Raw genomic sequence first — 19,779 nt, forward strand, 5'->3', positions numbered from 1 at the left:
CATGACCCGCATCGTCATCATCGGCGGCGGACCGGCCGGCTACGAGGCCGCGCTGGTCGCCGCGCAGCTCGGTGCCGAGGTCACCGTCATCGAGCGCGACGGCATCGGGGGCGCCAGCGTCCTCACCGACTGCGTCCCCTCGAAGGCGCTCATCGCCGCCGCCGGCGCGATGACCTCGGTGCACGACTCCTCCGCCCTCGGCGTGCACGGCGCCGAGCTGGCCGCGGTCGGCCTGGACCTCGCCGCGGTCAACCAGCGGGTCAAGGGGCTGGCGCTGGCCCAGTCCGGCGACATCCACGCCCGCCTGGCCGGCGAGGGCGTGCGCATCGTGACCGGGCGCGGGCGGCTCGCCGACGAGGTCCGCGGCCTGGCCGCGCACCGCGTGGAGGTGCTGGGCGAGGACGGCGCGGTCACCGAGCGGCTCGAGGGCGACGTCGTCCTGATCGCGACCGGTGCCGACCCGCGGGTGCTGCCCGGCGCCGAGCCCGACCACGAGCGGATCCTCGACTGGCGCGACGTCTACGAGCTCACCGAGATGCCCGAGCACCTCGTCGTCGTCGGCTCCGGGGTCACCGGCGCCGAGTTCGCCTCCGGCTACCTGGAGGCCGGCGTGCCGGTCACCCTGGTCTCCTCCCGCGACCGGGTGCTGCCCGGTGAGGACTCCGACGCCGCCGAGGTGCTCGAGGAGGTCTTCCAGTCCCGCGGCGGCAAGCTGGAGCGCGGGCGGGCCGCCGGCGTGCGGCGGACCGAGAAGGGCGTCGTCGTCGAGCTCACCGACGGGCGCGCCGTCGAGGGCTCGCACGCGCTGATGACCGTCGGCACGGTGCCCAACACCGGTGGACTGAACCTGGAGCTCTGCGGCGTCGGGCTCACCGAGTCCGGCCACGTCGTCGTCGACCGCGTCTCGCGCACCTCGGTGCCCGGCATCTACGCCGCCGGCGACGTCACCGGCGTCTTCCAGCTCGCCTCGGTCGCGGCGATGCAGGGCCGGATCGCCATGTGGCACGCGCTCGGTGAGGCGGTCAGCCCGATCAAGCTCAAGACGGTCGCGGCCAACGTCTTCACCCACCCCGAGATCGCCACCGTGGGCGTGCAGGAGAAGAGCCTGCCGGAGTGGACCGAGGTCGACGTCGTCCGGCTGCCCCTGGCCACCAACGCCCGCGCCAAGATGAGCGACCTGCGCGACGGCTTCGTCAAGCTGTTCGCCCGCCGCTCGACCGGGGTGGTCCTCGGCGGCGTGGTGGTGGCGCCGGGTGCCTCCGAGCTGATCCTGCCGATCGCGCTGGCGGTGACCAAGGGGCTGACCGTCGCCGACCTCGCCCAGACGTTCGCGATCTACCCCTCCCTCTCGGGATCGATCACCGAGGCCGGGCGCCGGCTGATGGGCGCCGACCACCTCGCCTGAACCACCTCGCCCGGACCACCTCGCCCGGACCGGGGGAGCGGTGCCCGGGAGGGCGTGGGGGCCGCTGTGACGGCTGGGGCGCGGATTCGGCTGGATTCGGCCGGATCGGTGCCGACGCGCGCGCAGCCCGCCGATGCAGGGAGGGATGTCTCCCGCCCGTGCCCGTTCCGCCGCCCTGCTGCGCGCCCTGCTCGTCGCGGGCGTCGCGGCCGGGGCGATCGCCGGCCCCGCCGCCGGGGTCGCCTCCGCCGGTGAGCCGGAGGGCACCGCCGTCGTCGGCCGGCTGCTCCAGGCGTGGGCGGAGGACGACCCGGCCGGGCAGCACGGGGCACACGCGGCGACCGCCCCGCTGAGCTGGGTCGAGACCGCCGACGGCGCCGTCCGCGTGCCGACCGAGGACCTGGGCGGGGTGCCCGCGGGAGCCACCGTCGAGCTCACCGTCGGCGGCGACGTGCAGGACGAGGGCGCCGTCGAGCACGGCCTGGAACCGGCCGCGGAGGTCCTGAGCACCGACTCGGTCACGCCCGCCCCGGCCCCGGTGGCGGTGCGCGGCCCGGTGACCAACGCGGTGACCGTCGTCCTCGTCGCGCCGGCGGGCACCCGCCCCGACGCGGACGTGACACCGCAGGACGTCGCTGCTGCCGTCGACGGGCCCGTCGCCGCGTTCTGGTCGGAGCAGACCGGGGGAGCGGTGCGCTTCGGCGTCGCCGCGGCGCACGACTGGATCAGCACCACCGCCGGGTGCGCCGACCCCACCGCCCTGTGGGACGAGGCCGCCGCCGCCGTGGGCTTCCGGCCCGGACCCGGCCGGCACCTGATGCTCCAGCTGAGCAGCCAGACGGCCGCGCAGCCCGGCTGCTCCTACGCCCTCGCCGAGGTCGGCGCCGGCCCGGCGTCGGGCGGCCGGCTCTACGTCCGGGAGGTGCTGCCCTCGGTCATGGCCCACGAGCTGGGCCACAACCTCGGCCTGAGCCACTCCTCGGCGCTGCAGTGCGACGGCACCGTCGAGGCGGGCACCTGCCGCACCGCCGCCTACCGCGACCTCTACGACGTCATGGGCGTCTCCTGGAGCGAGCTGGGCTCGCTGAGCGCCCCACAGGCCGCGCTGCTCGGCGCGCTCCCGGCCGGCGCCACCCGGGAGCTGGGTGTCCTCGACGCGCCCGCGGAGATCGAGCTCGCGCCGGTGGCCGGCCGCACCGGTACGCAGGCGCTCCGCCTCGTGGCCGCCGACGGCACCGCCTACTGGCTCGAGTACCGGACGGCGACCGGCCGGGACGCCTGGCTCGGCCGCCCCGACCGGAACCGCTACCGGCTGGAGACCGGCGTGCTCGTGCGCCGCGCAGCCGCGTTCCCCGACACGGCGGTGCTCCTCGACGGGACGCCGTCCCCGTCCGGGGGGTGGGACGCCGACCTGCGCAGCGCGCTGCCCGTCGGCGTGCCGGTCGAGCTCGCCGGAGGTGGGTTCACCGTCACCGTCCGGTCGCTCGACGACGGCACCGCGGCGCTCTCCGTGGTGCCGGTGGCCCCGCCGGCGGCGCCCGCCGCGGCGGCAGCGCCCCGCGACCCCGGCACCGGCCGGCTGCTGCCGGGCGCCCCGGCCGGCCCCGCGGCTGGCCGCGCCCGCCGCGCAGGCGGAGACCCCCGTGGCGGCCGCGGCCCCGGCCCAGCCGCAGGTGCCCGGGCCCGCTCCGTTCGTCCCCGCCGCGGCCACGCTGGAGCCGGCCGCGGGCGGGTCGGGCCTGGGCATGGTGCTCGTCGCGGTCTCCGGGGCAGGGCTGGCCGGCGCGACGCTGCTGGTCGTGCGCCGGGCTCGCCGGCTGCGCACCCGCTGATCCCGGCAGCACCCGGCACCCCGAACGGCAGGAGGCCGGATCCGCGAGCGCGGATCCGGCCTCCTGGGCGTCGTGTTCGGACTACTCGGCGTCGTCGGCGATCGTGCAGATGACCGCGCCGCTGGTGACCGAGGCGCCGACCTCGGCCGACAGGCCGCTGATCGTGCCGGCCTTGTGGGCGGTGATCGGCTGCTCCATCTTCATCGCCTCGAGGACGACGACCAGGTCGCCGGCGGCGACGGTCGCGCCGTCCTCGACGGCGACCTTCACGATCGTGCCCTGCATCGGCGAGGTGAGGGAGTCACCCGAGGCGGCCGACCCGCCGTGGCCGCCGCCGCGCTTGCGCGGCTTGGCCGGAGCGCCCGCGGGGGCCCCGCCACCGGCGGCCAGGCCGGCGGGCAGCGACACCTCGAGCCGGCGGCCGCCGACCTCGACGACGACGGTCTGGCGCGCCGCCGGCTCGTCGGCCTCGGACGGCGCGGCGGAGTACGCCGGCACCTGGTTGTCCCACTCGGTCTCGATCCACCGCGTGTGCACGGTGAACGGCTCGGAGGTGAACGCCTCGTCGCGGACGACGGCGCGGTGGAAGGGGATGACCGTGGGCATGCCCTCGACCACGAGCTCGTCCAGCGCGCGGCGGGCCCGCTGCAGCGCTTCCTCGCGGGTGGCGCCGGTGACGATCAGCTTGGCCAGCATCGAGTCGAACGCGCCGGCCACCTCGCCGCCGGTCTCGACGCCGGAGTCCCAGCGCACGCCGGGGCCCTGCGGGATCTCCAGCCGGTCCACCGGGCCGGGGGCGGGCATGAAGTTGCGGCCGGCGTCCTCGGCGTTGATCCGGAACTCGATGCTGTGCCCGCGCGGGGTCGGGTCCTCGGTGATCTCCAGCGGCAGGCCCTGGGCGATGCGGAACTGCTGGCGGACGAGGTCGATGCCGCTGGTCTCCTCCGAGACCGGGTGCTCGACCTGCAGGCGGGTGTTGACCTCGAGGAAGGAGATGGAGCCGTCGGTGCCGACGAGGTACTCGACGGTGCCGGCGCCGTGGTAGCCGGCCTCCTTGCAGATGGCCTTGGCCGACTCGTGGATCCGGGCGCGCTGCTCGTCGGTGAGGAACGGCGCGGGCGCCTCCTCGACCAGCTTCTGGTTGCGGCGCTGCAGCGAGCAGTCGCGGGTGCCGACGACGATCACGTTGCCGTGGGTGTCGGCCAGCACCTGGGCCTCGACGTGCCGGGGCTTGTCCAGGAACTTCTCCACGAAGCACTCGCCGCGGCCGAAGGCCGAGACGGCCTCGCGGACGGCGGAGTCGAACAGCTCGGCGATCTCGCTCTTCTCGCGGACCACCTTGAGCCCGCGGCCACCGCCACCGAACGCCGCCTTGATGGCGATCGGGAGGCCGTGCTCCTCGGCGAAGGCGATGACCTCGTCGGCGCCGCCGACCGGGTCCTTGGTGCCCGGCACCAGCGGGGCGCCGGCCTTGGTGGCGATGTGCCGGGCGGCGACCTTGTCACCCAGGTCGATGATCGCCTGCGGCGACGGCCCGATCCAGGTCAGCCCGGCGTCGATGACGGCCTGGGCGAAGTCGGCGTTCTCCGAGAGGAACCCGTAGCCGGGGTGGATCGCGTCGGCGCCGGACTGCTTCGCGGCGTCGATGATCTTGTCGATGACCAGGTAGGAGTCCCCGGGCGTCGTGCCGCCCAGGGCGAACGCCTCGTCGGCGACGCGCACGTGCAGCGCGTCGCGGTCCGGCTCGGCGTAGACGGCCACGCTGGTGAGACCGGCGTCCTTGCACGCACGCGCCACTCGCACCGCGATCTCACCGCGGTTGGCGATCAGGACCTTCTGCACCGGGCTCTCCTTCGTCTGTGGACCGGTCGGACTGTAGTCAGGGGGTGGAACGGGGGTTCAGCGACGCCAGAGGTCGGTGATGGCCAGGCCGCGCTTGGCCAGCTGGGTGCGCAGCACGGTGAGCGAGAGACCGACGACGGCTGCCGGGTCGCCCTCCACACGCCGGACGAACGGTGCCCCGAGACCGTCGAGGGTGAACGCGCCGGCCACCGCGAGCGGCTCGCCGGTGGCCAGGTAGGCCTCGATCTCGGACGACGTCGGCTCGGCGAAGTAGACGGCGGTCGAGGCGACGGCGATGTCCCGGCTGGCGACCCCGCCGTCCCGGACGTCGAACAGCGCCTGACCGGTGTGCAGCACGCCGGAGCGGCCGGACATCCGGCGCCACCGGTCCCGCGCGTCGGCGGCGTCGGCCGGCTTGCCCAGCGGCTTGCCGCCGAACTCGAGCAGCGAGTCCGCGCCGATGACCAGCGCGTCGGTCTCCCGCTTCGCGACCGCGGCGGCCTTGGCCGCCGCGAGCAGGGCGACCTGCTCGGCCACCCGCGGCGCGGAGTAGCTGGACTCGTCGACGTCGCTCACCACGACCTCGGGCGCGAGGCCCGCCTGCCGCAGCAGCGACAGCCGCGCCGGGGACGCCGAGGCCAGGACGAGCCTGCGGTCGACGCTCATGCCGGGCTCCCGGCCGCGCGCCAGCCGCCGGGACCGAGCGCCTCCGGGCGGCGGTGGGAGCGCCCGTAGGCCGCCCAGCCGCCGATCGGCGTCGGGCGCTTCCGGGACCGGCGCTGGGAGAGCGCGGCCACGACGACGGTCAGCGCGGCGAGCTCCTCGGCCGAGGGCTCGCCCTTCACGACGGTCAGCAGCGGCGCTCCGCTGTCGGGAGCTGCTTCGTGGCCGCGGTGCGGCCCGGAGGGGCGCGATGTCATGGTCACAGGGGGATGTTGCCGTGCTTCTTGGCCGGCAGGGTCTGGCGCTTGTTGGCGAGGACGCGCAGCGCCTTGGTCACCTGCACGCGGGTGTGCGACGGCGGGATGACCGCGTCGACGTACCCGCGGTCGGCGGCGATGTAGGGGTTGGCGAGGGTGTCCTCGTACTCGGCGATCAGCTCCGCGCGCGTGGTGTCGGGGTCCTCGGCGGCGGCCAGCTCCTTGCGGTACAGGATGCCGACCGCGCCCTGCGCGCCGACGACGGCGATCTGCGCCGTCGGCCAGGCCAGGTTGACGTCGGCGCCCAGGTGCTTGGAGCCCATGACGTCGTAGGCGCCGCCGTAGGCCTTGCGGGTGATGACGGTGACCTTGGGGACGGTGGCCTCGGCGTAGGCGTAGATGAGCTTGGCGCCGCGGCGGATGATGCCCTCCCACTCCTGCGACGTGCCGGGCAGGAAGCCCGGGACGTCGACGAAGGTGAGCACCGGGATGTTGAAGGCGTCGCAGGTCCGCACGAAGCGGGCGGCCTTCTCGCTGGCGTCGATGTCCAGCGTGCCGGCGAACTGGGTCGGCTGGTTGGCGACGACGCCGACCGGGCGGCCCTCGACGCGGCCGAAGCCGATCAGCAGGTTGGGCGCGAACAGCGGCTGCACCTCGAGGAACTCGCCGTCGTCGAGGACGTGCTCGATGACGGCGTGCATGTCGTAGGGGGTGTTCGCCGAGTCCGGGATGAACGTGTCGAGCTCGAGGTCCTCGTCGGTCAGCGCCTCGGGCAGGACGGTCTCGACCGGGGCGACCTCCAGGGCCGGCAGCGGGTCGAGGTTGTTGCTCGGCAGGTAGGACAGCAGCGCCTTGACGTAGTCCAGCGCGTCGGCCTCGTCCTCGGCCAGGTAGTGCGCGACACCGGACTTGGTGTTGTGCGTGCGGGCGCCGCCGAGCTCCTCGAGCGTGACCTCCTCGCCGGTCACGGTCTTCACCACGTCGGGCCCGGTGATGAACATCTGGCTGGTCTTGTCGACCATGACGATGAAGTCGGTGAGCGCCGGGGAGTAGACGTGCCCACCGGCGGCCGGGCCCATGATCAGCGAGATCTGCGGGATGACGCCGGAGGCGTGCACGTTGCGCTGGAAGATCTCGCCGTAGAGGCCGAGGGAGACCACGCCCTCCTGGATGCGCGCGCCGCCGCCCTCGTTGATGCCGATGACCGGGCAGCCGTTCTTGATCGCGAAGTCCTGGACCTTGACGATCTTCTCGCCGTAGACCTCGCCGAGCGCGCCGCCGAAGACGGTCACGTCCTGGCTGAAGATCGCCACGGGGCGGCCGTCGACCGTGCCGTAGCCGGTCACGACGCCGTCGCCGAACGGGCGCTTGGCGTCCATGCCGAAGTTCGTGGAGCGGTGGCGCGCGAACTCGTCGAACTCGGTGAACGAGCCCGGGTCCAGCAGCGCCTCGATGCGCTCGCGGGCGGTCATCTTGCCCGCCGCGTGCTGCTTCTCGACCGCGCGCTCGGAGCCCGCGTGCTGGGCCTCCTGGACGCGGCGCTCGAAGTCGGCCAGCTTCCCGGCGGTGGTGTGGATGTCGATGTCGTCGGGGACCTGTTCCCCGGCGTTCTCGAGTTCAGCCGCGCTCACGTTTCCTCCTCGCTGGCGCACCTCGGCCGCGGTGGTGGGGCCGCCGTGCTCATCCCTGGCCGGGCGCGCCCGGTCACGGGTTACGTAGCGTAGGGGAGTGCCCGGCGACTCCTCACCTCGATGGTCGGATCTCGGCCGTCCGCCCCTCGACGCCGCCGCTCTCCAGGCGGCCCTGACCCGCGGCAGCCGCCTGTGGACGGCGCTCGAGGTCGTGCCCGAGGCGGGCTCGACCAACGCCGACCTCGTGGCCGCCGCCGGTCAGGACGCCCCCGAGGGCACCGTGCTGCTCGCCGAGCACCAGGTCGCCGGCCGCGGCCGGCTCGACCGCGTCTGGACCTCCCCGCCGCGCGCCGGGCTCACCGTCTCGGTGCTGCTGCGCCCCGACGTCCCCGCGGCGCGCAAGGGCTGGCTGCCGCTGCTCACCGGCGTCGCGCTGGCCGAGGCGGTGGGGGAGTCGACCGGCGTGCTGGCCTCGGTCAAGTGGCCCAACGACGTGCTCGCCCGCGACGGGCGGAAGCTCGCCGGCATCCTCGCCGAGACGGCGCCGTCGGCCACCCTCCCGGCGGCGGTCGTCGTCGGCACCGGGCTGAACGTCTCCACCACCGCAGCCGAGCTGCCCGACACCGGCACCTCGTTGGCCGTCATCACCGGCGGCACGGTCGACCGCGCGCCGGTGCTGCTGGCCTTCCTGCGGGCGCTGGAGGCGCGCTACCTGCGCTGGATCGAGCACCTGGGCGACCCGATCGCCTCCGGGCTCGCGACGGACTACCTGCGCTGGTCCTCCACCGTCGGCACCGCGGTGCAGGTGCACCTGCCCGACGGGTCGCTGCTGGACGGCGTCGCCGAGGGCGTCGACTGGGACGGCCGGCTCGTCGTCCGGACGCCGACCGGCACGGTGGAGCTGGCCAGCGGCGACGTCCGACACGTGCGATGACATCGCGGTCCTCCGGACCGCACCGCGGCCACGTGCCGTCCCCCCGCTGAGCTGAGCCCTCCGTCGCTCGATCGCGGGACCCTCCGGGCCCCACTCCTCACGACACCGCACCGCGGTTCCGGTGACGGCGGCCCGGGCTGCGCCATCCTGGCGGCATGCCCTACCCGGACAAGCTGCTCGCCGAGGACGAGGACGTCGTCCGCCACCTGCACCCGCACTGGCTGACCGTCTTCTGGCCCGTGGTGCGCCTCCTGCTGATCGTCGGCGCCGCCTCCTTCGGTGCCGCCCTGGTCCCCGACGGCCGGCAGCAGGGCGTCTACCGGATGGTGATCGTGGCGGTCGCCGTCGTGCTGCTCGTCCTCACCGTCGCCGTCCCGCTCGCCCGGTGGCGGACGACGCACTACGTCGTCACCACCCACCGGCTGCTGTTCCGCGAGGGGATCCTGGCCCGCCGCGGCCGCGACCTGGGGCTGGGGCGGATCACCGACGTCTCCTACACGCAGACGCTCTGGGAGCGGCTGATCAACTCCGGCACGCTCACCGTGGAGACCGCGGGGGACGGCGGGGCGACCGTGCTGCGGCAGATCCCGGACAGCGAGGGCACCCAGCAGCTGCTCAACCACATGATCGAGGAGGACGCCGACCGGCGGGCGCGGGAGAGCGCCCGCTACGCCGGCGAGCACTCCATCGGCCGGGGGGACACCGCGCCGCAGCACTTCTGACCGCAGCACTGTCGACCGCTCGGCGCCCTGCCGGTGGCGGGTGGTGCGCCTGGGACGGCGTTGTCGAGCCTTGCCCAGAATGCGGAACGACTTGTCATCTTTTCGGCTCAACCCTGCGTGATCGCGCCGTTACTTTCGTTCCATGCCGCAGGACAGCCGAACCTCAGCCGACCTGCCGTCGATGCCGCGCGGGGAGATCCGCGCGCTGACCGGCCTGCGCCTCGTCGCCGCGATGGTCGTGGTGATCGGGCACTTCAAGCCGATCCTCATGCCCTACCTGGACCAGGTGCCGCTGGTGGGACCGGTCCTGGACGCCGGGTGGCTCGGGGTCGAGGTGTTCTTCGTCCTCAGCGGCTACGTGATCGCCCGCAGCTACGTCGTCGAGGTCGGTGGCCGGTTCACGATCGGCAAGGCCGCGACCTTCGTCTTCAACCGCTTCGCCCGCGTGTGGCCGGTCTGGGCGCTGGTCACCACGCTCATGGCCGGCTGGATCCTCGCCGTCCGCTGGAAGGGCCTCTACGCCGACGTCTGGGTCTCGCACCCCGTGGTCAGCCCGGGGCAGTACCTCGAGCAGCTGTCGATGACCCAGATGTGGGGCGCCACCTCGATCGTCGGGCCGAGCTACGTCATGCCGGGCTGGTCGATCAGCGCGGAGTGGGCGGCCTACCTGGCCTTCCCCCTGCTCGCCGTCCTGCTGCTCCCGCTGCGCCGGCTGCCCGCCGGCGTGCTGCTGGGCCTGGCCACGCTGCTCATGACGCCCATGGCCGTCACCGCCTTCGTCGAGGGCCCCCTCGACCCCGAGGTGCCCTGGCTGTACCGCCTGGCGTGCAGCTTCGTCGCCGGCATGCTGGTCGCCATCGGCACCCTGGGGCTGCGCCGCACCCCGCGGGTCGAGCAGCTCGCGTTCGCCGTCAGCGTCGCCTGCACGGTCGCCTTCGTGGTGTTCTGCTTCTGGGCCTCCTGGCGCCGCGCCGGCGACCCGGCGCACGACTACGCGGGCATCTCCGTCGTCCTGTTCCCGGCGCTGGTCGGCGCGTTCGCGCTCACCGACCGCGGACCGGCCGCCTGGCTCTCCCGCGACCTGGTCGTCTACGGCGGGCGCATCTCCTACTGCCTCTACCTCGTGCACTACCCGGTCTTCGACGTCCTGCTCACCTACGTCTGGCAGGGGCAGGACCCCACGACGCGGGTGGTCGGCCCGGGGCTGGCGCTGCTCGCGCCGTTCGCCGTCGTCCTGTCGGTGCTGCTGGCCATGGCGCTGCACCACGGCGTCGAGGTGCCCGCCCGCTCCCTGCTGCTGCGGGGCCGCGCCCGCGCCGTGGCCCGGCTGGTCCGGCGTCGACCGGCGGTCGAGGTGCCGTCCGGCACGGAGGTCATCCCGGTGCCCCGGGGTGCCGCCGTGCACGGCGCGGCGGCCGGCGGCCCGCGGACCCGCGCCCTGCCCGCCGTGCCCTTCCGGCCGAGCGCGCGGGAGACCGTCGGGCCCCGGTCCTGACCGGCCGGCACGCGGCCGGCACCGCGCCGCAGAGCCCGCGCGCGGAGATCCGGGCGCTCACCGGACTCCGGGCGGTCGCCGCCACCTGGGTCGTGCTGTTCCACTTCACGAACCAGCTCGCGCCCTACCTGTCCGCCGTCCCGTTCGCCGGGCAGGTCGCCGCTGCCGGCTGGACGGGGGTGGAGCTGTTTTTCGTCCTCAGCGGCTTCGTGATCACGCGGGCCTACGCCGAGGAGCTCGGGCGCCCGCGGCTGCGCTCGCTGGTCCGGTTCGTCGGCGGCAGGTTCGCCCGCGTGTGGCCCGCGTGGGCCGCCGTCACGCTGGCCATGGCCGGGTGGCTGTGGGCCATCCGGGAGGCGGGCTGGGCCGCGGACCTGGTCAACCCGCACCCCGCCGTCGACGCGCCGGCCCTGCTCGGCCAGCTGGCCATGACGCACATGTGGGGCCGCGACGAGCTGGCCGGCGCGAGCTACGTGCTGCCGGGGTGGTCGATCAGCGTGGAGTGGGCGGCCTACCTCGCCTTCCCGCTGCTGGCCCTGCTGCTCCGGCCGCTGCGGCGGCTGCCGGCGTCGGTCCTGCTGGTCCTGTCGGTGCTCGCCGTGTCGCCGCTCGTGGTGATCGCCGCCGTGGAGGGCCCCTACAACTCGCAGCTGCCGTGGGAGTTGCGCATTGCCTGCGCCTTCACCGCCGGCGCGCTCGCCGCGCTCGCGGTGGGCCGGGCCCGCCGTGCCGCGTGGGAGCCGTTCGCCGCCGGCGCCGTCCGGGTCATCCCGCTGCTCGTGCTGCTCGGCATCCTCTGGGCCGGCTGGCGCCGCACGATGCCGGGCGCGGGCGGTGACCACGTCGGCGTGGTCGTCGTGCTCTTCCCGGTCCTGGTGGCCGCCCTGGCGCTGACCGAGCTGCGGCCTCGCGCAGGCGCTGTCCGGCCGCGCCCTGGTGTTCGGGGGTCGCATCTCCTACGCGGTCTACCTCGTCCACTTCGTCGTGCTCGACGTGCTGCTGACGGTCCTGTGGCAGGACCCGGCCAAGCACAACGTGCTGGGCCCCGGCCTGGCCCTGGCGGCGCCGTTCCTCGTCCTCGGCTGCTTCGGCCTGGCCGCCGGCCTGCACCGGTACGTCGAGGAGCCCGGCCGGCGCCTCGTCGTCCGGGGCCTGGACCGGCTGCTCCCGGTCGAGACCGTTGCCGACGACCGCACGGGCCGGCTGGACCTGCGCACGCTGCCGCCGCTCCCGGCGGCGCGGGCAACTGTCGGACCCACCACCTAACGTCGCCGGCATGCGACTGCTGCACACCTCCGACTGGCACATCGGCCGGACGCTGCACGGCACCGATCTGCTCGCCGAGCAGGAGGCCGTGCTCGGCGGGCTGGCCGAGGTGGTCGTCGCGGAGTCGGTGGACGTCGTGGTCGTCGCCGGGGACGTCTACGACCGCGCGGTCCCCTCGGCGGACGCGACGGCGGTGCTCGACCGGGTGGTCGGGCGGCTGCTGACGGCGGGTGCGCAGGTCGTGCTGACGCCGGGCAACCACGACTCCGCCCGCCGGCTGGGCACCTTCTCCGGGCTGCTCGCCGTCGCGGGGCTGCACGTCCGGGCGGTCACCCCGGCGCTCGACGAGCCGGTGCTGCTGTCCGACGAGCACGGCGAGGTGGCCGTCTACGGCATCCCGTACCTGGAGCCCGAGGTGGCCCGGCACGAGCTGGGTCTGGCCGGCCGGGGCGAGGCCGCCGTGCGGGGGCACGAGGGCGTGCTGAGCGCCGCGATGGAGCGCATCCGCGCCGATCTCTTCCTCCGCCCGGGCGCCCGGTCGGTGGTGCTGGCGCACGCCTTCGTCGGCGGTGGGCTGCCCAGCGAGAGCGAGCGGGACATCTGCGTCGGCGGCGTGGACCTGGTGCCGGCGGGCGATCTTCGACGGCGTGGACTACGTCGCGCTGGGGCACCTGCACCGGCCGCAGACGCTCACCCCGCGGCTGCGCTACAGCGGCTCGCCGCTGGCCTACTCCTTCGGCGAGGCGGGGCAGCAGAAGCAGGCCTGGCTGGTCGAGCTCGACGCGGCCGGCCTGGCCGACGTCCGGCCCGTGCCGCTGCCGACGCCCCGGCAGCTCTCGATCCTCACCGGTGAGCTCGCCGAGCTGCTGGCCGCGCCCGAGCACGCGGCCGCGGAGGAGCACTTCGTCTCCGCGCGGCTGACCGACACCGTCCGCCCGGGGGACCCGATGCGGCAGCTGCGCGAGCGCTTCCCGCACTGCGTGCACCTGGAGTGGACCGGTGCCGGCGCGGGGGCCGACGGGCGGAGCTACCAGGAGCGGCTGCGCGGCCGCAGCGACCTCGAGGTCGCCGAGGAGTTCGTCGACCACGTCCGCGGCGCCGGCCCGAGCGACGCCGAGCGCGAGCTGCTGGGCCGCGCGCTCGCGGCAGCGGCCCGCGAGGACGCCGCATGAGGGTCCACCAGCTCGCGCTGACCGCGTTCGGGCCGTTCGCCACCCGGGTCGACGTCGACCTCGACGAGGTGGGCCGCGACGGGCTGTTCCTGCTGTGGGGGCCGACGGGCGCGGGCAAGACCACCCTGCTCGACGCGGTCGTCTTCGCTCTCTACGGCACCGTCCCCGGTGCACGCGGCGAGGAGAAGCGGCTGCGCAGCGACCACGCCGCCGACGACGTCCGCACCGAGGTCGAGCTCGAGCTGACGCTGGGCGGGGAGCGGCTGCGGGTCACCCGCCGCCCGGAGCAGCAGCGGCCCAAGCGCCGCGGCGAGGGGTTCACGACCGAGCAGGCCCGGCTGACCCTCCAGCGGTGGGTCGGCGACGCCTGGGAGCCGGTGAGCACCCGCATCGACGAGGGCTCGGAGTACCTGCGCACCCGGCTCGGCCTCTCCGCCGAGCAGTTCTGCCAGGTCGTGCTGCTGCCGCAGGGCGACTTCGCGCGGTTCCTGCGCGCCGAGCCCGAGGACCGCGGCCGGCTGCTGCGCACGCTGTTCGACGTCGGCCGGTTCGCCCGGGTCGAGGACTGGCTGGCCGGGGAGCGGACGGCCGCCCGCGAGGCGCTGGACCGCATCCGCGCCCGCACCGGCACGCTGGTGTCGCTGGTGGCCTCCGCGGCCGACGTCACCGTCCCCGAGCAGTTCGCCCCGGAACTCGTCGGCGCGACGGCCGGGTCACCCGTCACCGCCTGGGTGCGCCGCATCCGGGCCGAGGCGGCCGAGGAGGCCACCCGCGCCCAGGCCTCGGCCGACGCCGCGGGGGAGCGGGCACGCGACCGGGAGGCCGAGCTCGTCGCGGCGCGGGCCCTCGCCGACTGCCACGCCCGCCGCGACCGGGCGCTCGCCGAGCGGGCCCGCCTCGACGCGGCGGCGGCGGAGCTCGAGCCGGTGCGGGCGGTGCTGGACGCCGGGCGCCGGGCCGAGCCGGTGCGCGACGCGCTGGAGGCCGCCGGCCGCGCCGCGCTGGAAGCCGAGCGGGCCGCGGGCGTGCTCGCGGCCGCGCGCACCGCGTGGACGGCCGTGGCCGACGGGCGCGAGGCCGACGCCGGGCTGGCCCGGTCCCTCCGCGACGAGGCGGCCGCGCTGCGCGCGCTGCTGCCCGAGGTCACCCGCGCCACCCGCCTGGAGCGCGACGTCTCCGCGGGGGAGCGCACCCTCGCCGCCCTGGCCGACCGCTGCGCCGCGGGCGAGCGGGCCCTCGCCGGTTGGCCGGGCCGCGTGCAGGAGCACCAGGCCGCCGTCGACACCGCCGCCGAGGCGGCCGCCCGGCTGCCCGGGCTGCGCGCCGCCGTCGACGCCCGCCGGACCGCCCTGGAGGCCGCCCGCGACGCCGGGGCGCTCGAGACGGCGCTGACCGGCCGGCGCGCCGCCGCCGACTCCGCCCGCGAGGCCTGGCTGGACGCCCGCGAGCGCTGGAACGACCTGCGCACCCAGCGCCTCGACGGCATGGCCGCCGAGCTCGCCGCCGGGCTGTCCGACGGCTCGTCGTGCCCGGTCTGCGGCTCGGTCGAGCACCCCTCGCCCGCGGAGGCCGGCGGCCCGGTCGTCACGCGGGCCGAGGAGGACGCCGCCCGCGGCGCCGCCGAGCAGGCGGAGGTCGCCTGGACCGCGGCGCGGGACACCTGCGCGGAGACCGAGCGCGAACTGGCCACCCGGCGGGCGCAGGCCGGCACCGAGCCGGTGCCCGACCAGGAGGCCGACCTCGCGGCGCTCGGGGCCGAGCAGCGCGCCGCGCAGCTGCTCGCCGACGGGCTGGACACCGCCCGCGCCGAGCTCGAGCGCGCGCGGGCCCAGCAGGACGCCGCGGCGGCGGCACTCGCCGCCGACCGCGAGGAGCTCAGCCGGCAGGAGGCGACGCTCGCGGCGGCCCGGTCCGCGCTCGCCGACGTCACCGCCCAGCTGGCCGAGGCCTGCGGGGACGACGCCGACCTGCCCGCCCGCATCGCCCGGCTCACCGGCGAGGCCGAGCGCTGCGAGGCCGAGGTCGAGGCGGCCGCCGCCGACGAGCGGGCCCGGCAGGCCGAGCAGGCCGCGCTGGCGGTCGCCGTGTCCCGCGTGGCCGCCGCCGGCTTCACCGGCCTCGACGCGGCCGCCCGGGCGCTGCTGCCGGCCGGCCGGGCCGAGGAGCTCGGCCGCCGGGTCGAGGAGCACGACCGGGCGCTCGCCGTCGTCACCGGCGTCCTCGCCGAACCGCAGCTCGCCGACCTGGGGGAGCGCCCCGACCTCGAGGCGCTCACCGGCGGCTGCCGGGAGGCGACTGCGGCGCGGGAGGCCGCCGTCGCCACGCTGGAGCACGCCCGCCGCCGGGTGGCCCGGCTCGACGAGCTGTCCGGCGAGCTCACCGCGGCCGAGGTCGAGCTCGACGAGCAGCGCGCCGTGACCGAGCAGGTGACGGCCCTGGCCGACCTGGCGACCGGCCGCGGCGCGAACCGGCTGAAGATGCGGCTGCAGTCCTTCGTGCTGGCCGCGCGCCTCGAGCAGGTGTCCGAGGTGGCCAGCCGCCGGCTGCAGGACATGTCCGGCGGGCGGTACACGTTCCTGCACAGCGACGCCCAGGGCCGGCACGGTGCCCGCGGCGGCCTCGGCCTCGAGGTGCTCGACGAGTACACCGGCACCCGCCGGCCCACGAAGACGCTGTCCGGCGGGGAGAGCTTCATGGCCTCGCTCGCCCTCGCGCTGGGGCTGGCCGACGTCGTCACCGCCGAGAGCGGCGGCGTGCAGATCGACAGCCTGTTCGTCGACGAGGGCTTCGGCACGCTCGACCCGATGGCGCTCGACGCGGTGATGGACGTGCTCGACGAGCTGCGCCGCGGCGGCCGCACGGTCGGCGTCATCAGCCACGTCGAGGAGCTGCGCACCCGGATCACCAGCCGGCTCGAGGTGGTCCCGGGGCGGAACGGATCCCGGCTCGCGAGCTGAGCCGCCTTGGGGAGGGGGGCGGTGCGGCTCAGGCGGCGCCGCGGGTCCCCGTCGGCAGCGCCGGGTCGGCCGGTGGGGTGGGGTCCCCGGTGCCGGCCGGGTCCACGGCGGCGAACGCGGGGAAGACCCAGCGGCGGTAGGCCAGGTAGCGCACCACGCTGTTCAGCCCGATCGAGCCGATGTTGGCGATCTGGATGATCAGCAGGCGCTCCTGGTCCAGCGGGTAGCGCACGAACCAGATGATCGCCGCGCCCAGCACCAGAGTGCCCAGGTTGATGAGGGTGAAGAGGGTGAACGAGCGGCGGATCGTCGTCTTGTCGCGGTGCGCGAACGCCCAGTTGCGGTGCCCCAGGAACGCCACCGTCATCGACACCAGCGTGGCCAGCGTCTTGGAGGTGACGGCGCCGACGTCGAGGTAGCCGTAGAGCAGCTGGAACAGGCCGACGTCGACGACGAACGCGAATCCGCCGACGACCCCGAAGGCGCCGAGCTCCTTCAGCCGCCGGCGCAGGCGGCTGCCGGACGGCTCCGGAGAGGGGGAGGAGGAGCGCACTCGGAGGATTCTAGGCCGAGCGCTCCCGATTTCCGGTCCGCGCCAGTTCCACGTCCCCGCTTCGTGCCGCAGCGCGCGCCGGGGCGGTGCCTGCCGCCGGCGCGTCCGGTGGGTGCCGGCGGCCCGCTAGGCTCGTCGCGCCATGCCAGGTACCGCGCCCCTCTCCGCCGTCACCGGTCTCCCCGTGGTCGCCATGGTCGGCGGGGGGCAGCTGGCGCGCATGACGCACCAGGCCGCCGTCGCGCTCGGCCAGTCGCTGCGGGTGCTCAGCGCCGGCCCCGAGGAGTCCGCCGCGCTGGTCGCCGCGGACGTGCGGATCGGCGCCCACGACGACCTGGACGCGCTCCGCGACCTGGCCGACGGCGCCACCGTGCTCACCTTCGACCACGAGCACGTGCCCACCGAGCACCTGCACGCGCTGGAGCAGGCCGGCCACCGCATCGCCCCCGGCCCCGCGGCGCTCGTCCACGCGCAGGACAAGCTGGTCCTGCGCGAGGCGCTGGCCGCGGCGGGGGAGCCGCAGCCCGCGTGGGCGCGCGTCGCGAGCGTGGCCGACGTCGAGGCGTTCGCCGCCGGCACCGGCTGGCCGGTGGTGCTCAAGACCCCGCGCGGCGGCTACGACGGCAAGGGCGTCTTCGTGGTCGCGGACGCCGCCGCGGCCGCCGGGCTGCTCGAGCGGCACGGCACGCTGCTGGCCGAGCAGCGGGTGCCCATGGTGCGCGAGCTGTCGGCGCAGGTGGCCCGCTCGCCGTTCGGCCAGGTCGCCGTGTGGCCGGTGGTCGAGACCGTGCAGCGCGACGGCGTCTGCGCCGAGGTGCTCGCGCCCGCCCCGGGCCTCTCCGAGGAGCGCGCGCTCGCCGCCCAGGAGCTGGCCGTGCGCATCGCCGACCGGCTGGGCGTCGTCGGCATGCTCGCCGTCGAGCTGTTCGAGACCGAGGACGGCGTCCTGGTCAACGAGCTGGCGATGCGGCCGCACAACTCCGGCCACTGGACGATCGAGGGCGCCCGCACCAGCCAGTTCGAGCAGCACCTGCGGGCGGTGCTCGACTACCCGCTGGGCTCCACGGCGATGACCGCGCCGGTGGTCGTGATGGCGAACGTGCTCGGCGGGGCCGCCGCCGCGCCGGGGTGGGCAGGCCCACCCCTCGACGAGCGCATCCACCACCTCATGGCGCACTGGCCGGACGTGAAGCTGCACTGGTACGGCAAGTCCCAGCGGCCCGGCCGCAAGCTCGGCCACCTCACCGCGCTCGGCGACGACGTCGAGGAGGTCCGCGCCCGCGCGGTCGCGGCGGCCCGCTACCTGGCCGACGGCGTCGTCGACCCCGCCTTCGCCTTCGCAGAGGAGCACTGACGTGGACAGCGACGAACCCGTGGTCGGCATCGTCATGGGCAGTGACTCCGACTGGCCGACGATGCAGCCGGCCGCGGAGGCGCTCGACGAGTTCGACGTCCCGTACGAGGCGCACGTGCTCTCGGCGCACCGCACCCCGCGCCGCATGCTCGACTACGCGGAGGCCGCGGCCGGGCGGGGCCTCAAGGTGGTCATCGCCGGTGCCGGCGGTGCCGCGCACCTGCCCGGGATGATCGCCGCCGCCACCCCGCTGCCGGTCATCGGCGTGCCCCGGCCGCTGGACCGGCTCGACGGCCTGGACAGCCTGCTGTCCATCGTGCAGATGCCCGCCGGCGTCCCGGTCGCGACGGTCAGCATCGGCGGTGGCCGCAACGCGGGCCTGCTCGCCGTGCGCATCCTGGCCGCCGGCGACCCCGAGCTGCTCGCCGCGGTGACCCGCTTCCAGGCCGAGCTGGCCGAGTCCGTCGTCGCCCGTGACCTCACCCTGCAGGAGCGGCTCGCTTCCGAGCGGTAGGAGCGCGTCCTACGATCTACTCGTGGGTAACAACGCCGCCGGGCTGTACGCGCTGACCGAGGAGCACGAGGCGATCCGGGAGGCGGTGCGCGACATCGCCGAGCGCGAGATCGCGCCGTACGCGGCCGAGGTCGACGCCGAGTCCCGCTACCCGGTCGAGGCGCAGCGCGCGCTGACCGCGGCCGGTTTCCACGCCACTCACATCCCCGAGGAGTACGGCGGCGAGGGCGCCGACGCCATCGCGACCTGCATCGTGATCGAGGAGGTCGCGCGGGTCGACGTCAGCGCCTCGCTCATCCCCGCGGTGAACAAGCTCGGCTCGATGCCGATCATCCTGTCGGGGTCCGAGGACGTGAAGCGGGCGGTGCTGCCGTCCATCGCGTCGGGCGAGGCGATGATCAGCTACGGCCTCTCCGAGCGGGAGGCCGGCTCCGACGCCGCCGCCATGAGCACTCGCGCCCGCCTCGAGGGCGACTCCTGGGTGCTCGACGGCACCAAGGCCTGGATCACCAACTCGGGCGTCTCCGAGTGGTACACGGTCATGGCGGTCACCGAGCCCGGGAAGGGCGCCAACGGCATCTCCGCGTTCGCCGTCCACCGCGACGACCCGGGCTTCGCCGTCGGGCCCAAGGAACGGAAGATGGGCATCAAGGGCTCGCCCACCTGCGAGCTCTACTTCACCGGCTGCACCATCCCGGCCGACCGGATCATCGGGGCGCCCGGCACCGGCTTCAAGACCGCGCTGCGCACCCTGGACTTCACCCGCCCGACGATCGGCGCCCAGGCCGTCGGCGTCGCGCAAGGTGCGCTGGACGCGTCGGTGGCCTACGTCAAGGAGCGCAAGCAGTTCGGCCGCTCGGTCGGCGACTTCCAGGGCGTGCAGTTCATGCTCGCCGACATGGACATGAAGATCCAGGCCGCCCGCCACCTGGTCTACGTCGCGGCCGCCGCCGGGGAGCAGGGGCGCCCCGACGTGACCCGCGTGTCCGCCGCGGCCAAGGCTTTCGCGTCCGACACCGCCATGCAGGTGACCACCGACGCCGTCCAGCTCTTCGGCGGCGCCGGCTACACCCAGGACTTCCCGGTCGAGCGGATGATGCGCGACGCCAAGATCACCCAGATCTACGAGGGCACCAACCAGGTCCAGCGCATGGTGATCGCCCGCAGCCTCCTGAAGTAGCC

General features: G+C 75.4%; 17 protein-coding genes and 1 pseudogene. 13 read left to right on the forward strand and 5 right to left on the reverse strand.

Annotated elements, in window-relative coordinates; translation table 11 throughout:
- The first annotated feature begins 1 nt into the window (after position 1).
- Together JKP76_RS08300 and JKP76_RS08305 are read left to right on the forward strand one after the other, a co-directional pair.
- Complete coding sequence (locus tag JKP76_RS08300; RefSeq protein ID WP_200490393.1) at positions 2 to 1,405, forward strand: NAD(P)H-quinone dehydrogenase; 1,404 nt, start codon at positions 2 to 4, stop codon at positions 1,403 to 1,405.
- 145 nt (positions 1,406 to 1,550) lie between these two features.
- A complete protein-coding gene (locus JKP76_RS08305; RefSeq protein WP_200490395.1) occupies positions 1,551 to 3,350 on the forward strand; it encodes a reprolysin-like metallopeptidase in 1,800 nt (599 codons plus the stop codon).
- Here the strand turns inward: JKP76_RS08305 and JKP76_RS08310 are convergent.
- The 4 genes from JKP76_RS08310 to JKP76_RS08325 are packed head-to-tail and all read right to left on the reverse strand — an operon-like array spanning position 3,319 to position 7,630.
- The gene (locus JKP76_RS08310; protein ID WP_200490397.1) at positions 3,319 to 5,079 is read right to left on the reverse strand and encodes a biotin carboxylase N-terminal domain-containing protein; all 1,761 of its coding nucleotides are present in this window, start codon (positions 5,077 to 5,079) and stop codon (positions 3,319 to 3,321) included. The two genes, JKP76_RS08305 and JKP76_RS08310, sit on opposite strands and share 32 nt — an antisense overlap.
- Before the next feature lie 57 nt (positions 5,080 to 5,136).
- Positions 5,137 to 5,745 (reverse strand): nucleoside triphosphate pyrophosphatase, encoded by a 609-nt coding sequence (locus JKP76_RS08315; RefSeq protein WP_200490399.1) that lies wholly within the window; start codon positions 5,743 to 5,745, stop codon positions 5,137 to 5,139.
- On the reverse strand, positions 5,742 to 5,999 hold the full coding sequence (locus tag JKP76_RS08320) for an acyl-CoA carboxylase subunit epsilon (RefSeq protein ID WP_200490400.1): 258 nt from the start codon (positions 5,997 to 5,999) through the stop codon (positions 5,742 to 5,744). The genes JKP76_RS08315 and JKP76_RS08320 overlap by 4 nt, the downstream gene beginning before the upstream one ends.
- A 2-nt stretch (positions 6,000 to 6,001) precedes the next feature.
- A complete protein-coding gene (locus tag JKP76_RS08325; protein WP_309229899.1) occupies positions 6,002 to 7,630 on the reverse strand; it encodes an acyl-CoA carboxylase subunit beta in 1,629 nt (542 codons plus the stop codon).
- Between the two features lie 97 nt (positions 7,631 to 7,727).
- On the opposite strand from JKP76_RS08325, the gene JKP76_RS08330 reads away from it, so the two are divergent.
- From JKP76_RS08330 to JKP76_RS08355, 8 genes and pseudogenes are all read left to right on the forward strand, one after another.
- A complete protein-coding gene (locus JKP76_RS08330; protein WP_200490402.1) occupies positions 7,728 to 8,564 on the forward strand; it encodes a biotin--[acetyl-CoA-carboxylase] ligase in 837 nt (278 codons plus the stop codon).
- A gap of 155 nt (positions 8,565 to 8,719) precedes the next feature.
- Positions 8,720 to 9,286, forward strand: coding sequence for a PH domain-containing protein (locus tag JKP76_RS08335; protein WP_200490404.1), 567 nt, complete (start codon positions 8,720 to 8,722; stop codon positions 9,284 to 9,286).
- Positions 9,287 to 9,428: 142 nt separating this feature from the next.
- Positions 9,429 to 10,781 (forward strand): acyltransferase, encoded by a 1,353-nt coding sequence (locus JKP76_RS08340; RefSeq protein WP_200490406.1) that lies wholly within the window; start codon positions 9,429 to 9,431, stop codon positions 10,779 to 10,781.
- 47 nt (positions 10,782 to 10,828) lie between these two features.
- Positions 10,829 to 11,629, forward strand: a pseudogene (locus JKP76_RS23965) (acyltransferase family protein); the annotation flags it as partial.
- Between the two features lie 88 nt (positions 11,630 to 11,717).
- Positions 11,718 to 12,047 carry a hypothetical protein gene (locus tag JKP76_RS08345; RefSeq protein ID WP_200491439.1) on the forward strand — a complete coding sequence of 110 codons (330 nt, stop codon included), beginning with the start codon at positions 11,718 to 11,720 and terminating at the stop codon, positions 12,045 to 12,047.
- A 10-nt stretch (positions 12,048 to 12,057) separates the two neighbouring features.
- Positions 12,058 to 12,900, forward strand: coding sequence for an exonuclease subunit SbcD (locus tag JKP76_RS08350; RefSeq protein ID WP_242471226.1), 843 nt, complete (start codon positions 12,058 to 12,060; stop codon positions 12,898 to 12,900).
- Positions 12,857 to 13,219, forward strand: coding sequence for an exonuclease SbcCD subunit D C-terminal domain-containing protein (locus tag JKP76_RS20655; RefSeq protein WP_309229898.1), 363 nt, complete (start codon positions 12,857 to 12,859; stop codon positions 13,217 to 13,219). Before JKP76_RS08350 ends, JKP76_RS20655 begins: the two co-directional genes overlap by 44 nt.
- Positions 13,216 to 16,176, forward strand: coding sequence for an AAA family ATPase (locus JKP76_RS08355; protein ID WP_200490408.1), 2,961 nt, complete (start codon positions 13,216 to 13,218; stop codon positions 16,174 to 16,176). The genes JKP76_RS20655 and JKP76_RS08355 overlap by 4 nt, the downstream gene beginning before the upstream one ends.
- Positions 16,177 to 16,204: 28 nt before the next feature.
- Here JKP76_RS08355 and JKP76_RS08360 read toward each other — a convergent pair whose 3' ends face one another.
- Positions 16,205 to 16,729 carry a GtrA family protein gene (locus tag JKP76_RS08360; protein WP_200490410.1) on the reverse strand — a complete coding sequence of 175 codons (525 nt, stop codon included), beginning with the start codon at positions 16,727 to 16,729 and terminating at the stop codon, positions 16,205 to 16,207.
- Between the two features lie 142 nt (positions 16,730 to 16,871).
- On the opposite strand from JKP76_RS08360, the gene JKP76_RS08365 reads away from it, so the two are divergent.
- From JKP76_RS08365 to JKP76_RS08375, 3 genes are read left to right on the forward strand one after another with little or no spacing between them, the layout of a single operon-like run.
- Complete coding sequence (locus JKP76_RS08365; protein ID WP_200490412.1) at positions 16,872 to 18,083, forward strand: 5-(carboxyamino)imidazole ribonucleotide synthase; 1,212 nt, start codon at positions 16,872 to 16,874, stop codon at positions 18,081 to 18,083.
- A gap of 34 nt (positions 18,084 to 18,117) precedes the next feature.
- Complete coding sequence (gene purE, locus JKP76_RS08370) at positions 18,118 to 18,597, forward strand: 5-(carboxyamino)imidazole ribonucleotide mutase (protein WP_200491339.1); 480 nt, start codon at positions 18,118 to 18,120, stop codon at positions 18,595 to 18,597.
- A gap of 22 nt (positions 18,598 to 18,619) precedes the next feature.
- The gene (locus tag JKP76_RS08375; RefSeq protein ID WP_200490414.1) at positions 18,620 to 19,777 is read left to right on the forward strand and encodes an acyl-CoA dehydrogenase family protein; all 1,158 of its coding nucleotides are present in this window, start codon (positions 18,620 to 18,622) and stop codon (positions 19,775 to 19,777) included.
- Positions 19,778 to 19,779: the final 2 nt, after the last annotated feature.

The organism is Blastococcus sp. TML/C7B (assembly GCF_016612845.1).
In the GTDB taxonomy this organism is placed as follows: Bacteria; Actinomycetota; Actinomycetes; order Mycobacteriales; family Geodermatophilaceae; genus Blastococcus.